Source organism: Litoreibacter sp. JB4-2 (assembly GCF_055693445.1).
Map to the genome: position 1 here is coordinate 2,628,990 of NZ_CM146334.1, position 13,481 is coordinate 2,642,470.

12 protein-coding genes are annotated in these 13,481 nt (G+C 53.2%); 6 read left to right on the forward strand and 6 right to left on the reverse strand.

Annotation, left to right across the window (positions count from 1 at the left end; translation table 11 throughout):
• The first annotated feature begins 253 nt into the window (after positions 1-253).
• Entirely contained in the window at positions 254-970 is a 717-nt protein-coding gene (locus tag ACZ1G7_RS13030) for a hypothetical protein (protein ID WP_472659822.1), read from the forward strand.
• 103 nt (positions 971-1,073) lie between these two features.
• The gene (locus ACZ1G7_RS13035; RefSeq protein WP_472659823.1) at positions 1,074-2,210 is read left to right on the forward strand and encodes an XRE family transcriptional regulator; all 1,137 of its coding nucleotides are present in this window, start codon (positions 1,074-1,076) and stop codon (positions 2,208-2,210) included.
• Between the two features lie 242 nt (positions 2,211-2,452).
• Here ACZ1G7_RS13035 and ACZ1G7_RS13040 read toward each other — a convergent pair whose 3' ends face one another.
• Entirely contained in the window at positions 2,453-4,465 is a 2,013-nt protein-coding gene (locus tag ACZ1G7_RS13040; RefSeq protein ID WP_472659824.1) for an ATP-binding protein, read from the reverse strand.
• Complete coding sequence (locus ACZ1G7_RS13045) at positions 4,452-5,777, reverse strand: SIR2 family protein (RefSeq protein ID WP_472659825.1); 1,326 nt, start codon at positions 5,775-5,777, stop codon at positions 4,452-4,454. The genes ACZ1G7_RS13040 and ACZ1G7_RS13045 overlap by 14 nt, the downstream gene beginning before the upstream one ends.
• Positions 5,778-6,286: 509 nt before the next feature.
• Between ACZ1G7_RS13045 and ACZ1G7_RS13050 the strand changes: the two genes are divergently transcribed.
• Together ACZ1G7_RS13050 and ACZ1G7_RS13055 are read left to right on the forward strand one after the other, a co-directional pair.
• Complete coding sequence (locus ACZ1G7_RS13050; RefSeq protein WP_472659826.1) at positions 6,287-7,342, forward strand: hypothetical protein; 1,056 nt, start codon at positions 6,287-6,289, stop codon at positions 7,340-7,342.
• A 9-nt stretch (positions 7,343-7,351) separates the two neighbouring features.
• Entirely contained in the window at positions 7,352-7,717 is a 366-nt protein-coding gene (locus tag ACZ1G7_RS13055) for a hypothetical protein (protein WP_472659827.1), read from the forward strand.
• Between the two features lie 218 nt (positions 7,718-7,935).
• Here ACZ1G7_RS13055 and ACZ1G7_RS13060 read toward each other — a convergent pair whose 3' ends face one another.
• On the reverse strand, positions 7,936-8,430 hold the full coding sequence (locus ACZ1G7_RS13060) for a tyrosine-type recombinase/integrase (RefSeq protein ID WP_472659828.1): 495 nt from the start codon (positions 8,428-8,430) through the stop codon (positions 7,936-7,938).
• Between the two features lie 18 nt (positions 8,431-8,448).
• Between ACZ1G7_RS13060 and ACZ1G7_RS13065 the strand changes: the two genes are divergently transcribed.
• On the forward strand, positions 8,449-9,261 hold the full coding sequence (locus ACZ1G7_RS13065; RefSeq protein ID WP_472659829.1) for a VPLPA-CTERM sorting domain-containing protein: 813 nt from the start codon (positions 8,449-8,451) through the stop codon (positions 9,259-9,261).
• The gene (locus tag ACZ1G7_RS13070) at positions 9,258-9,647 is read left to right on the forward strand and encodes a hypothetical protein (RefSeq protein ID WP_472659830.1); all 390 of its coding nucleotides are present in this window, start codon (positions 9,258-9,260) and stop codon (positions 9,645-9,647) included. The genes ACZ1G7_RS13065 and ACZ1G7_RS13070 overlap by 4 nt, the downstream gene beginning before the upstream one ends.
• 483 nt (positions 9,648-10,130) lie before the next feature.
• On the opposite strand, the gene ACZ1G7_RS13075 is transcribed toward ACZ1G7_RS13070, so the two are convergent.
• From ACZ1G7_RS13075 to ACZ1G7_RS13085, 3 genes are read right to left on the reverse strand one after another with little or no spacing between them, the layout of a single operon-like run.
• Positions 10,131-10,937 (reverse strand): replication-relaxation family protein, encoded by an 807-nt coding sequence (locus ACZ1G7_RS13075; protein ID WP_472659831.1) that lies wholly within the window; start codon positions 10,935-10,937, stop codon positions 10,131-10,133.
• Positions 10,938-10,956: 19 nt separating this feature from the next.
• On the reverse strand, positions 10,957-13,032 hold the full coding sequence (locus tag ACZ1G7_RS13080; RefSeq protein WP_472659832.1) for a type IV secretory system conjugative DNA transfer family protein: 2,076 nt from the start codon (positions 13,030-13,032) through the stop codon (positions 10,957-10,959).
• Positions 13,032-13,385, reverse strand: coding sequence for a hypothetical protein (locus ACZ1G7_RS13085; protein WP_472659833.1), 354 nt, complete (start codon positions 13,383-13,385; stop codon positions 13,032-13,034). Before ACZ1G7_RS13085 ends, ACZ1G7_RS13080 begins: the two co-directional genes overlap by 1 nt.
• Positions 13,386-13,481 lie beyond the last annotated feature (96 nt).

Sequence of the window (13,481 nt, forward strand, 5' to 3'; positions counted from 1 at the left end):
GCATCAGCCAGGTCAGTACCGATTTGCCTAACACGCTCGGCCCATACCGGCCGTTCGTCATCGTCAAGACGCTGCATTGCCGCGTTGCCAAAAGCAGACCTTGATTCCAAAGGCACCCACGAAGAGGCCAAATGCGGCGTACCCATCGGGTTGATCCGCTAAATATGCCTCGTCGAACTACTGCCCTGTTGACATAACGCAATTCTGAGTGCAAAAATCCCCAAAAACGCAACCCCAAAGAATCGGAGCAGTTATGGGGGATTTTGTGAAAACCCGCTTTCCCGTCGCCATTTATCGCGGCCTTGTTATTGATCTGGAAGACCGCCTCCGTGGTGAAACGCTGAAAGCACATCGTATGGTTCAGGACCACTCGGGTCTTGATACGCTCCGTGCACGACGTCTTGAGGGAATGTCGCGTTTCTTCATGAACGAAAAAGGGTTTCAGGAAGTCTGTGAACTTCATGGCGGTAAGTTGCTCGATGGTGGCATCATTCCCGGTACGGACTTCAAGGTGTTTCAGCCGTTCATGCGTTTCGAACATGAAGGGCAGGGCTTTATCCTTGGCCTTGCTGCAATGCCGGAACCCAGCAAGCTGCCAGTGAAGAACAAGTCTCGGAAGGCTGGCGTGACGCTGAACTATCGTCTCTCGCCACATTTCGACTTTGACGGGACCGCTCCGAAAGTCGGTGACATTTGCATTCTGTTTCTTTTTGCCCGTGATCCCGAACAAGCAGGCAAGATCAAAGAAATGGCCATTGGCGTCATTGACTCCGATTATGAACAATACCTGTTTTACGAACGGATCGACCAGTACCTCGCGGATGACGGGGATGTGTCGGAACCCAGCTCGCCGTTTCCCACACCTCCTGCGTCGCCTGCCAGCGGTGCTGTCCGTCTGAAACGCACAATAAAGAATTTTGTGCCCCCAGAATCGCCATCTACGGATGACGAAAAGGACGGCAAGGCGTAAAGAGTGCCATCGGCACTGACAGGAGGGAAAAATGCGTGTGGGAACACCCGGCTTCGTGCCGGAACGTCTCGTTGAGGCCCGCGCAGCTCGGCGCGTTCAAAGCATGAAAGAGCTGGCCCGCATGTTGGGCGTCAGTCCCAGCTCAGTATCGCGCTGGGAAACCGGCAAACAAGCCCCTGAAGCGGAAGCCTTGGCAGAGCTTGCCAAGGCTTTGCGCGTTCGGCGTGAATTCTTCTTGCGCCCTGTTTTCGACAGCCCGCGCCCGCTGTTTTACCGCAAGCTGGTCAGCACACTGAAACGCGACCGCGAATATCAGGCATCCCAGGTGAACTGGTTGCATGAGATTGGCGATGTCTTGCAGCACTATGTGGATTTTCCGGAACTCGATATCCCTGACGTTTTGGACGGAGCCAGCTACAGCCAGCTCCGGGATGAGGATATTGAAGACATTGCGGGTTACCTGCGTGCCCATTGGCAGTTGGGGGAAGGCCCCTGCACCAATGTTGTTGCCGTGCTGGAAAAGATCGGTTGTGTTGTCGGCTCTATTGAGATTGGTACCTCAAAGCTGGACGGAGTATGCAGTTGGTCGAAATCGGAAGACCGGCCTCACATATTGCTTTCTTCAGACAAGATGAATTTACCTCGGCGCCAGATGGATGCGGCGCATGAACTGGGCCATGCTGTTTTGCATAGGAACGTCAGCGCCGAAGCGTTACGCGACGATCTGAAGGAGATCGAGCGTCAGGCTTTCCGGTTCGCCAGCGCATTTTTGATGCCTCAGACCACCTATGTCCCGGAGATTCCGAATTATTCACTTGCCGGTCTGCTGTCGCTGAAAGAACGCTGGCGGGTATCTGTAAAAGCCCAAATCAAGCGCCTAGTCGATCTGGAAATCATCCCTCAGGACCACGCAACGCAGCTCTATAAGACCTATTCTGCCAAAGGCTGGAACCGGCAGGAACCTATGGACAAGGAATGGGCGGTGCCAAAGCCGCGTGTGCTGCGTGATGCTCTGTGCTTGATCGTGGATTCCGGCACGCGTACCAAAGAGGATTTATTGTCCGTCGAGTTCACCATGCACCCCGGTGACATCGAGAACCTGGTCAATCTCCCGTCTGGCTGGTTTAGCAAGAAGACAGGTGATGTGGTGTCTCTGACCCTTAAATCTGATGCTTCGCGCGAAACCATTTCTCCTGCAGGGGGATCGGTCATCCAGTTTTCTCGGCGTGAATCGTCTTAAGAGAAAGCCAGGTCATGCGTGTACCCATCGACATTTCAGAAGAGGATTTGGACGGAGACTACGGGACAGTGCTAGGGCTGGTCATCACCTGCACCCGCTGTCGCCACTCGGTGGAAGTATTTGGGACAGAAGATAACTCGGTGAAGCGGGGCGCCGTCATGTTACGGGAAGAATGCCCGTTCGATGAAGACAATTTCTATACTGCATGACACTTAGATCGCCTGAACATGGATTAAATTCAGCTAGCGATCCCAATGCAAGACGGGGTTTTGGGGTACATACCAAAGGTCTCTCACCTCAGTGTCGTCGCTGTTTGGCGTGGGATTGGCGTCTCGAACTCTAAATGTCGTCGGTATCTTTACCGCGCTGCCAAAGATCAGTGCATGTTGTTTTGGTAGGGACGGCAGTCGTCTCAAGACGGTATCGGAGATGAAAGGCGTCATTTGCCTGATCTGCGATAGGTCATCAGGATTCTGTATGCGATGAACTATGAAATTGTTGCATTGTGACAGCACTGTCTTCGAGAGCTCGCTCGGCCGCTGTGATGCAACCACCAAGAAAGCTCCGTACTTCCGGCCCTCTTTTGCGATCCGTTGAAAAGTAATCCCTGCGTCGATAGCGAAGCGACTTGGACGTTCCGAAACATAACGATGCGCCTCTTCGAGGATCAGATGCACCGGCATCTTGTTTCGCGGGTCTGCGCGGCGCATCCGCTCAAAGATCAGCCTGGCAACTACAGCAGAAGCAAGTTCCACAATTTCGTCCGCAGCATCATTGAGATCGATGATGCAGATTTGTCGATCCTTTCGGTACCTGGCGCCATCTGGAACGAGACCAAGAAGCCTATCAACAAATTGAGTCGGTTCTCTGTCGTGGTCACTCAAGTCTTCGACTGAAGCGCGCAGAAACTCAAAATCTGGGTTGTCCGACACGGATTTCAGCCGCGTAACCATCTGAGAGCAGTAGTCTCTAATTTGTTTGTTTCCGTTCGCTTCCTCGTAGTGGAGAGCGAGATCCAGTGCGGCCTGCAGCCTCTCGAATGAGAAAGGCTTGTTGGCATAGGTCGGTAAGACAGGTTCGTCCTTAACAAAAACAGACAGGAACTCGGACAAACCGACCGCGTCAGCAAGGGATCCGAAATTCACACCAAGCTGATGCCTAATTTGTGCGATGTTGATTTCGTCAGTATGAAATGACGCCAAGATTGCGGCAAGACGATCTGACTTGCTTGGGCTGCTGGCATCACTCTGGAGGATCGCCAGCAAGGTTTTCGCCAATACATGATTGCGTATCTCTGCGATACCGTTTGCACTCTCAACGACCCCTTCGTCTTGTTCAGAGAACAAGGTCGTGAGGCCGAGTGCGGTGCGAAGAGCAGGTTGCTGAGAGCGCTCGCTCGCCCGCAACAACAGAGCCCATTCATCAACAGTCATGAACCAATGCGGAAGACGAAAGCGGTCGACTAAACCGGCACCGATGAAGCCCTCCTCAAGTCCTTCTGCTTCAGCGTCCGAACTGGTTGCTTTGAAGTAGCTGGCATCGATTTGCCAGGGCATATCTTCAAAAGCTTGACGATACTCGCCGTTGACGTCGAAAATTACAAACGAAGCGCCTATAGCCCAAAACTCATTCACGCGCTCAAAGACAGACTGGATAATTGATGCAACAGTGCAGGACTTCCCGCTTCCTGTGTTTCCAAGAACTGCAACGTGCCCACCAAAAAGGGCGTCGAGCTGTGCTTTGACAGGATAGTTCTTGAAGATCGCAGAAGTGCCAATCTCAATTGTATGTGGGATTGTTCCTAGCTTCTCTATTCCGTCAGCATCAACCTTCGTAGCGCCATCAGGTACTTGCTCTACATTGAATATTCGGTCCAAGTCCTCGTCGCGTGCATAGAGCGCATCGGCATAAAGTGGTGGAAAAGTGGATACACCAAATTTGAATGAGCCACCTTGGACAGGCATCGAGCCTACCGGAATAACATCAAGATATTTTGCTGCCGTCGCCTTATCCATCTCAGCTCCACCGCCGAGAGATGGAGAATGGTCTTTCTCACGAAGGCCTATGACTTCAAGTACGATACTCTCAGATTGCATAGGCACAATTAAGTATGAACCGAGGGTCGCGACGTAGTGAACGTCATCGAACCCAACCACTGTGAAGTTGTCACTGCCTCTGTGCAGTTCGACAACCAAACGGTCGGCAGACACGCTGACGATCTTGCCGATGGCGCGGCTTTTATCACTCTTCGCCATCTTCAACGCCTTGTTGTTTTGAAAGCAGCCGCTTGAACACTTTTTCGATGGCCTGATCTTCCTTTTGATCAACGCTGAGCGGCATCAAATCTTGCACGATGGTATCGAAGTAGTGTGCCTTTTTCTGGTTCCCTTCGTCAGTGCCCCATATGAACCAGATTCGAGGATCACCGAGTGCCGCTAGCTCCTTTGTCACTGGATTATTCGCATCGTCAGGATTGAGAAATGCGATGAGCCTGAAGCTAGGGAGTGTGAGCCCCTGAAATATGATGTTGTTGATGTGTTCGTCACCAAAGCTGAAACCCATAACAAACAAGACGCTTTGATCTTGAACGATCTGCCTCTGAAACTCTCGGAACATGTCTGAGTAGGGCGAACCAAAGCTCGCCGTTTGTTTGGAAGGCGTTGGATAGATCATGACGCGATCCTGCGTTGGATCGAGTTTGCCGGCTGACTCACGGATCGGATAGAGGCCGGTCTCTTCTTCGGTCCAATTGATGGAGCCATGCAGTTTACAGAGATGGACATAGCCATCGACTGCAGCCCACCTCTTCGATGAGATATCGAGCTGTTCGGCCAGTGCCCGCCGGTAGGTAGCAGGGTTGAAACGGCGCTCTACAGTGCCGGCGAACCCGTTAGAGTAGGGAATACCGGATCGATCCATCGCCCGTTCGTTGAAAAGGTCGTAATTGGTGGTGAACACCCAAGGTGGCGCAAGCCCGCGAGATCGAGTTGAGAGTGACTGATAGAAGCGGCGGTAAAGAGACACTACGCTTTCGTCGCCTTGTGCGAAACGGCCTTCAGTACATTTTTGGAGAATGAATTTCTTTATTCCAGCAATTACTCCGTCAACAGTATCGATTGCGTCTTTCACATCGACTTTGTTACTCGTTCTGCAGAACTGTTGTGCGGTCATCAGTACTTCCATCAGTCGTTCTAAGTTCCAATGGAAATCTTGGTGAGTCAGGTCGATGCCGAGTTTCTCGAGGAGTGTCTCCTGTTGCGCATTTGAAACGTAGCTGACAGCAGGTGGCAAACCGGCTGGCGTTTGCAGAGTGCTTTGGAACTCCTGCGCAAGCGGTCCCATGGTCGGTATACCCAACTCTTCTTCACCTTGCATAAATGAGGAGCATCCTGAGCCAATGAGAAAAGACAGATTCTTTGAGCCGAAAACCTCTGCCAAATGCCGTTGGATGATGTCGACGCGCTCTATGAAATTGGTGTCGGCCGGGAGTTTATCAAACTCGTCTTTGCTCCCTTTTCTAAAGTTAACCAATTCTCTTACTCCAATCCTAATGTCGACCTTCGCCACGAATACACTGTGCGGATTTTTCCCTAATGTTGGGGGGATAGGTCGGTCTTACCACAAAACGATACTTCGGCTTGGATTGTGAATGCCAGCCTGAAGGGTCGGAACGGCCGCTTTTGCCCTACGTAGTGCGGGCACTGCAATACGCAGCGAACGACAGCTTTCCGCCCGCCCTGCTGCAAAGGGTTGGTCTGGCGAGGCCAAACAAAGGTCTGCTCCGGGCTGGCACCGGTCATTATATGTGTTCTACCCTAAGGGCAGCTTTGGACCGCGTGGTGTATAGATCATGCCCTGCGCACCATATGTTCACGTCAATAAAATCAACAGGATAGGGTGTGTACAATTTCGGTGCGGATCACATATGGCGTGCAAAAACCAAGAATTATGCTCACCCATTGGTGGTAGATGCCGGGCGCGGGCTCTATCGTTTCTGTGGCGGACTCATAAAATAATTGACTTACTCGCGGTGTATCTCACAGGTTTACGTGAAGTTATTTTAAGGATACCGCACCATGCGACACTATTTTGTTGCAGTTTTTTTCCTCACTGGATGTGCCCCTACAGCTGATTTTGACCTTTATCAGAGGGCTATCACGGATTTCCAAGATGCAACCACGGTCGTTTCAACAGCTGCGACAGAAAGTATCCTCTCTGTTCGCGCAGAGGACCAAGACCGTATTCTTGCTGACCTGAAAACCGCTGCAAATCCATGCGACGTGGTCGCTGTCCGCCTTCGCGCCGAAGCAGGCGCGGGACCCGCAGATTGTGCTGTCGCTGCGGCCAAGCTCATTGAAGAAGGACGTTTCAGCGAAGAAGCTCTTCAAGCCCGCCGCGAGGCCTTCGAGGTCATGGCCGAATATAGCGCTTTACTCTCAAGTGTCGCCTCAGATGATGTTCCAACGCGCTGGCGCGCCGCAATCCAAAGCCTTGGCACCTCGGTTGCAGGCCTGGTCGAAACACTAGAAGACTCCCAGGCTCAGGCAGACCCCGGCACGATCCAACAGCTCGTCGGTACCGATGGCTCTGGCCCCCTGACCCAAATCGCGTCGCGGCTCAGCGAGGACACTTGGCTTAACCCAAAACGCACTGAAATCCTCGATGCTGCTGTTACGCGTATCAACCCACAGATCAAACGCATCAGCGCCCTTCTAGTTGAAGATTTCACGGCTGCATCCCAATCCCGCGCACTATTCGCAACCAGAGAGAAAAACGCGCTCATCTTTGCCTATGGCGATGCGGTTGACGCCGCCACGACCATTCCTACTAAAGACGACGAAGGTAGTTCCCTCACCGACGCAGTAATCGAGAAAGCCCAAAAAGCTGCTGACGCGAAGCGCGAAAAAGCCCTTCTCGCCCTCAACACCTTCCTGCGCGCAGATGAAACGGCCGCGAAACAACGCGTCGCTTTTGTGGCGGTGATGGACAGTTTCGACAAAGCCATCGACGGCCTGACCACCTACGCGCGCTCTGAGAAAACCCGCGAAGACCTCGCCCAATTCATCTATTTAACTGACCGCTATGCTCAATTGACCAAGCAATTTTTAGAGATAACGAAAAAAGAGGATTAAGGGCCGTCCATGTCACTCAGAAAAGCCGAACGTAGCCTCCGCGATGACCTGCACGACATCATCGAAACACTTCAAAGCCTCGCCATGAGCACAGAGCATGGGCTGAAATTCCCCGAACGCAAACTGATTAACGGCATTGCTAATGCACTCCTCGATCAATGGATTGAACTGGAAGCCTCTCGCTTCAATCTCGCTACTGCTGACTACACTAACGCGGCAGCAGTGGTTCGCACCAACATCGGCATCGTGGAAACGGATTTGCTAAAACTGGAAAGTGTGATTGCAAAAGTTGAAGAAGCGACTGCTCTCTTCTCCGCTGTGGATCAACTGCTGCAGGTGGCCCTCGCTTTCAAGCCTAAGTCCAAAGCCAAATAACACACTAAAGCCATATCTTCCCAAAAGGTCTGTTTGGCGTTCTTGCTATCTGTTCGTCCCCTCCCATAAGCGGCTCCCGTAAGGCCGGGGTTTAACATAATGAAACCTATCAGCCTCAAAGTTTGCATTACTGACCAGAAAAGGCTTTGGCTCGAGGTCTTCGATTGTTTGTAGCAGCTCCAAAACTTGTCAGGTAGAAAACCTGCAAACGTACTCACTCACCACATCCGATCCGCCAACTCCAACTGCTCTTTCCCGAGCACGGTTGCGTAGATCGCCGTCGTTTTCATGGACGCGTGGCCCATCCAAAGTTGGATCATGTGAAGCGGGATGGACGCCAGAACAGCCCGCACACCGAAGGCGTGGCGCAGGCCCTTGGGGCAGGCTTTAGCCCCCGTGATCCCAGCCTCACTCATGACGCCCTTGATCCAACGATAGGCGGTGATGCGGGCGATAGGTTTGCCTTCTTCTTCCCACAGCAAACCGCTTCCGCCTTGTACAAAGGGCGCACATTCAGGAATGAAAGTTTCTGGTAGCGGCACTTCACGCATCACGAACTTGCGGCGCTTAAGCGTACGCACCGACAGCACCCGCTCTTCAAGCTGAAAACTCTCGGTCGTCAGAGACAGCGCTTCCGAGATACGCAGCCCGGTATGGGCAAGTGTCAGGGCAAACAGGCGCTCGGGCGGGGGGCGCTTTCGAGCAACCCTCATAAAGCGCTTCACCTCACTTTGGTTGAGATAGAGGCGTTCATTGCGCTCGTTATACAAGCGCATATCGCTTCTAGCTTGATGTGTCATGGGCATGCGGAGTGCCACACCACCTACATTTTGATTGATACAGTATTGGCAATTTTGTATCAGCAACGATTTTATCGTTATCTGCCAATGGGATATAGGCGACGCGACTTCATTTTAAGGCGTCTCAAACTGGTTAAAAACCTACCTAAGACATTGCTAACGAAGACATTGTACAAAATTGCCAATTTTGTATCAGGCTCAGCTGGGGATAGAGGCACGCTCCAACAGGGGAACCTGAACGTGAAGAGTATGTTTCTGTCTGCGGTAGCACTGGCTGCCGCTCTTATTTTGCCAACCAACCTGTCTGGTGCGACGGTCGATTTTTCGCTGGAGAAGATCGACGGTTTTGAAGTCGTGCGGTTCGATGTCGATAATCCGTCGGATACATTTCTGTTTAATGTACGGGTAGAAGATCAGCCCGGCGCGAAGCTGCAAGGCACTTCCAATCCAGCCGTGTTCGGCTGGACTGATATCACCCGCACGATCGTCATTGGTGGCAATCCTATCACCTTCACTAGCAACGGCTTTGGGACGCCACCGATGTCAAAGCGCACGTACTACATCCGTGATGCACTCGGTGCCGCTGCCATCAACTGGGCTTTCGCTGCCTTTGAACCTGAGTACACAGACGACCTCAGAGCTGCGCTCACACCCAACCCGGCGACTGTGCCATTGGCTGCAGCTGGCTGGCTGCTCTTCGCCGGTATGGGCGGCTTAGGGCTGCTGCGACGGGTGCGCGCATGATGCGAGCAATACTAAGTCTCAGCGTCCTTGCTCTGGCAGCCTGCCAGACCACGACGGAAACAAGGGTTGACGAAAAACCAGCCGTTACCCAGGTGGCCAGCACACCGGCTGCCTGGGCCAACACCATGCCGCAATATCCGATCCTGCATGACCGCACGATCAGCCAAGACCTTTGGGTCTTCACTCATGATGCGATCAACACTTGTGGCACCAGCAGTGACCACGTGCGGATTTGGGCGGTACGGAAGCACTTTAGCGACGGCAAAACGTTCCCAGACATGGTGCTGAACCCTAAACCTGGGCGCACCGCTGATGATGCGTTTATCGAGGCGGTGCAGGCGTATATCGCTTGCGCGAAGATAGTAGGGCAGAAGTACGAGGGGTAGGGGCGGCGGTTGCTACACCTGCAACGGCTCTTCTGTTACAAACCAGTATCGTCCCATTCGTTCATAGAACGAAAGCATGGCTTAAGTACACTCACCCGAGCAGGGCTAGGAGCGGGCTAGCAGCTGCTTCTAGCCTTTGTCACAAGGGTAATCTGGTAAGGTCCTTTGACGTTCTAAGTATGCTTGTATAAGGGTTTACAGAGGGTTGGATTTTTATCCGGAGGTGTAGACACAAATAACTGTCTCATCGGCGAGCTAGGTATCTCCGCTGTCCTGGTACCTCCGTCGGCCCTGCTGCTCCTCAGTGGTGACGTCGAGCGTTCGTATGTCAAGCGTACGCTCGGCTACCGAACAATTCCTTCACTACTGCAAGAAATCGCTTTTTTGGCGCGTCGCTCAGTCTTTAGGCTCGCTATCGGCAGCTACGAATAGCTATTGGCAAGTTAATGTTGTTTAACTTTTGACTTTCGAACTTCCATCGACTTAGAACGCGACCAAGCGCGACGCAGCACAAACGTCTTGCCACCTTGGAAATCCGCCAGCAAACACCATTGTTCGAAACCGTGCAGTGTTGTTTCCGACCAGTTCGCTAAACTGACGCTCGCGCGCCTTGCTCATAAAGACGGACAGGACAAAGAGTGGGCTCTTAAGGCCGTAGTGCTGATGATGCAATTTCTGATCTAGTACCTCTTGGTACTGCGAGACTGATCGCTTGAGCGACTTCCTAGCCGCCGGTGACCGGACTGGTTCAGTGCCGCGATCCACCTCAAGTGCAAAAGCTCGGTACCCATCTGCATATTTGATCGCAAAGAGCTGATCGGGGACGACAGTACCGCGCTTGAGCCGGATACCCACAGGTACATCTTTAATCGCGAGGATGCGCGCCGCTTCGATGTATTCAAGGCCAGCCTTGGCGACGTTTATTGCAATCGCACTTGAGACACTCGACACCCAAAACCCATGCCACCAATGTCCGGTCGGGCGCGTGCTCCGCTCAAGTGTTTGGTGGTATGAGAGACACTCAAAGCCTCGCGGCCCCAGGTCATAGGCATACGGATTGAAGTCGGCCTTGGCGATGTCTTCTTGCTGCTGTGGCAGACGCAGATACCCGGCCTCTCGCAGCGCCTGCAGGCGACGAAGTGCTGTGTCTTTGCAGCGATGCGTATCGCGCGTTGCCTCATAAAGAAATTCACTGCTCTGGGGACCGTGACGGTCAATCTGCGCAAACCAACGCAGTTCTCGAGCGGTGGGACAGAGATTAGGAGAAACAGTGGCTTTGGTGTGGGTCATAGCCGCACCATCGCTGGTTTTAGAGCTCAGGCGAAGGAGCGATTGGGTCGTCACCATCGTTTTTTGGCGGCGTCACCTCCGGTTTCTCTGCGTCTGGTTCGCTATGAGCAGCAGTGGGCCGCCATGGTTCGGCATAGCATTTTCGGCTGTGTTGCACGATCGCTTCACGTTCGTCTTTTGTGATTTTCGGCATCCGCTCCAGGACGCCAAACGGGAAGGCAATCGGAACCGCTTTTTGGGTCGATCCACGCAGGAAGGTGGCGAAGGTGCCTTTTGGTTGGCCTTGGATCATGGCGGCGTCGGCGTGCATTTGGCTCGCCAAGGCGCGGGCATCTTTAGCGGAGACGCCACCGGCTAATTTAATCGAGGTATTGGCTTCCATCGCGTCGGGCAGGCCAGCAGATAGCTGTCCTAGGAATTGGTGCGCCATGGTGAGGCCCACCCGATACTTGCGTGCTTGGCTCAGGATTATGCCGATATTGGCGTCGAAGTAGTCTTGCGCCTCGTCGATATAGACGTGGACGGGCAGCCGCTCCCAATCAGGAATGGTGGCGCGTTCCTGGGCTGCCTGGGTGATGAGCGCGATGAAGAACCGCCCAAAGATTTCGGTCCCTTGCTCTTTGAGCAGAGACTTGCTGGTATTGATGAGAATGAGTTTCCCGGCATTCAGTTCAGTGAACATATCGAATTTAGATCGCGGGTTGGAAAACATCCGCTCAAACGTCTGGTTCTCGAGCACACCATACAGCCGCCGCAATACCTGCGTCTTGGTGGCATTGAACTCTTTGCTGTCAAATTCGGTTTGGAAGAACCGGCGCGGGGTCCCCTCCAGCTTGTCGATATACGCCTGGTATTGCTCGGTGCCGCCGGGCTCAAGGAGCTCCTGCAAGGTATGGATGGTGGCATTTGGAATATGGAACATCAGCCGGGTGACATAGCGGAACACCACGCTTTGTTTGGCGGTCATCCCGGCGGACAAGAGTGAGCCGAGAACAAAGTCATAGAGCTCAATAATTGAGTTGGTGAGCCGCTCTTGCTCGAGGGCGGAATAGTCACCAAAGCGCTCCATCCCCACAGAGAAGAGGTTGAGACAAACCGGAAAGGCAATGTCCTCGGGATCGATCAACACGATCTGTTCGGGCGGCAGGTGTTTTGCCGCCAAGATCGTGCGGATGAGGTCACCCTGGCTATCTATCACCACCACTGACTTCTGGTGGCTGGCGATGTCCGGCAGGTCATCTGCGATCAGATGCTGCAAGGTTTGCGTCTTGCCGTGGCCGCTGCCTGCCACCACGTGCATATGCTCAAAGCGTAGCTTAGCGGGAATGGCAAAAGGCGTCTTTAAGGCGAAGAGATCAGCCAGCAAGGTGCCTTTGAGGTAGGTGGCAACCGCATCATCACCGGTATAGTCGTTCGGGTATATCGGGTTGGTGCGGTGGGTCTGGCGCAAGTTGCGATCCAGCTGATCCCGTAGCGCTTTAAAGTGGTTGTATCCGGTGTCCTGAAATAACGGGCTGATAACTTCATCAATGGTCGGCCCATGAGGTGTCAGGAATTGCTCGACCGACACGAGAACATCTCCCTCCATCGGCGGAGCTGCTCGCGCAATGGGCGCAAGTGATTGACTGATCACCGCCAGGGCAGACAAAAGCATTTTTCGGTCATTTCTAGCTTGCCCTTGGCGCGCTAGAAGATCGCGATAGCGTCCGCCTTCAACCGTGTTGCAGAGCTCTGGCGGTGGTGGAATATCGGGCGAGAGACCTTCTGCCTCGTATAAGGCACGACCAATTTCGAGCAACTGGATGCGTAGCGCTTCTGGGGTAGCGCTTGGCCAGTGCTCCGCGAGCGCAGCTTCAAGCTCTGCGTCGCTCAGCCTGACCTGCCCTAATATGGCATGCCGGTAGAGTTGCATAGTTTCGGCTTTTGCGAGATTCTCGAGCCGCGTGGGGCTCTCGAGCCACAATCGCACGCCGACATAAGCGCCGATGCCAATTAAGAAAAGTGGGGTGACTACGATCGCCAAAATCACCAGGCCAATGCAGATCAAGGCAGCGCCGACTAAGCTGCCAAAAAGTTCACCAAACTCACGACCCATTAAAATTCCACTACGAAGTCATCAGCCAGCTCAGCGTTGTCACTGATATATAGTTTGAGCTGTTGCAAGGCATCGAGCAACGCCTCCTCATAACGCTTGGCGTGCGCTGGGTTGGCAGCGAGAAACCGGTCGGTTTTGCCGTTGATGAGATCGTTGATTACCAGCTCAAATTTCGCGTCCCGGTCGTCGACTTTGGCGGTGGCAGGTCGTCGATCAAGCAGCTTGGTTGCCAACAGTTTGCGTAGTCGCAAAACCTGGATTTCTTCATGAGTGAAGAGAACCGTACAAGCCACTTGATAGAGTGTTTTCTTAAACAAAAGACCACGAGTGACAGTTTTATGTTTGAGGCTCACCCGCACGTCACAGCTTCCGTATATGGACGGGTGGGCGGTTCAAGGGCGCTGGTGGGAGCATTTTTCGCGCGAGCGAACTTCATCTGCGAAAAGCAG

Bases quoted from the DNA above. Each gene is read 5' to 3' on its own strand.
- ACZ1G7_RS13030 (WP_472659822.1), top strand. From the start codon at position 254: ATGGGGGATTTTGTGAAAACCCGCTTTCCCGTCGCCATTTATCGCGGC.
- ACZ1G7_RS13035 (WP_472659823.1), top strand. From the start codon at position 1,074: ATGAAAGAGCTGGCCCGCATGTTGGGCGTCAGTCCCAGCTCAGTATCG.
- ACZ1G7_RS13040 (WP_472659824.1), bottom strand. From the start codon at position 4,465: ATGGCGAAGAGTGATAAAAGCCGCGCCATCGGCAAGATCGTCAGCGTG.
- ACZ1G7_RS13050 (WP_472659826.1), top strand. From the start codon at position 6,287: ATGCGACACTATTTTGTTGCAGTTTTTTTCCTCACTGGATGTGCCCCT.
- ACZ1G7_RS13055 (WP_472659827.1), top strand. From the start codon at position 7,352: ATGTCACTCAGAAAAGCCGAACGTAGCCTCCGCGATGACCTGCACGAC.
- ACZ1G7_RS13060 (WP_472659828.1), bottom strand. From the start codon at position 8,430: ATGAGGGTTGCTCGAAAGCGCCCCCCGCCCGAGCGCCTGTTTGCCCTG.
- ACZ1G7_RS13070 (WP_472659830.1), top strand. From the start codon at position 9,258: ATGATGCGAGCAATACTAAGTCTCAGCGTCCTTGCTCTGGCAGCCTGC.
- ACZ1G7_RS13075 (WP_472659831.1), bottom strand. From the start codon at position 10,937: ATGACCCACACCAAAGCCACTGTTTCTCCTAATCTCTGTCCCACCGCT.
- ACZ1G7_RS13080 (WP_472659832.1), bottom strand. From the start codon at position 13,032: ATGGGTCGTGAGTTTGGTGAACTTTTTGGCAGCTTAGTCGGCGCTGCC.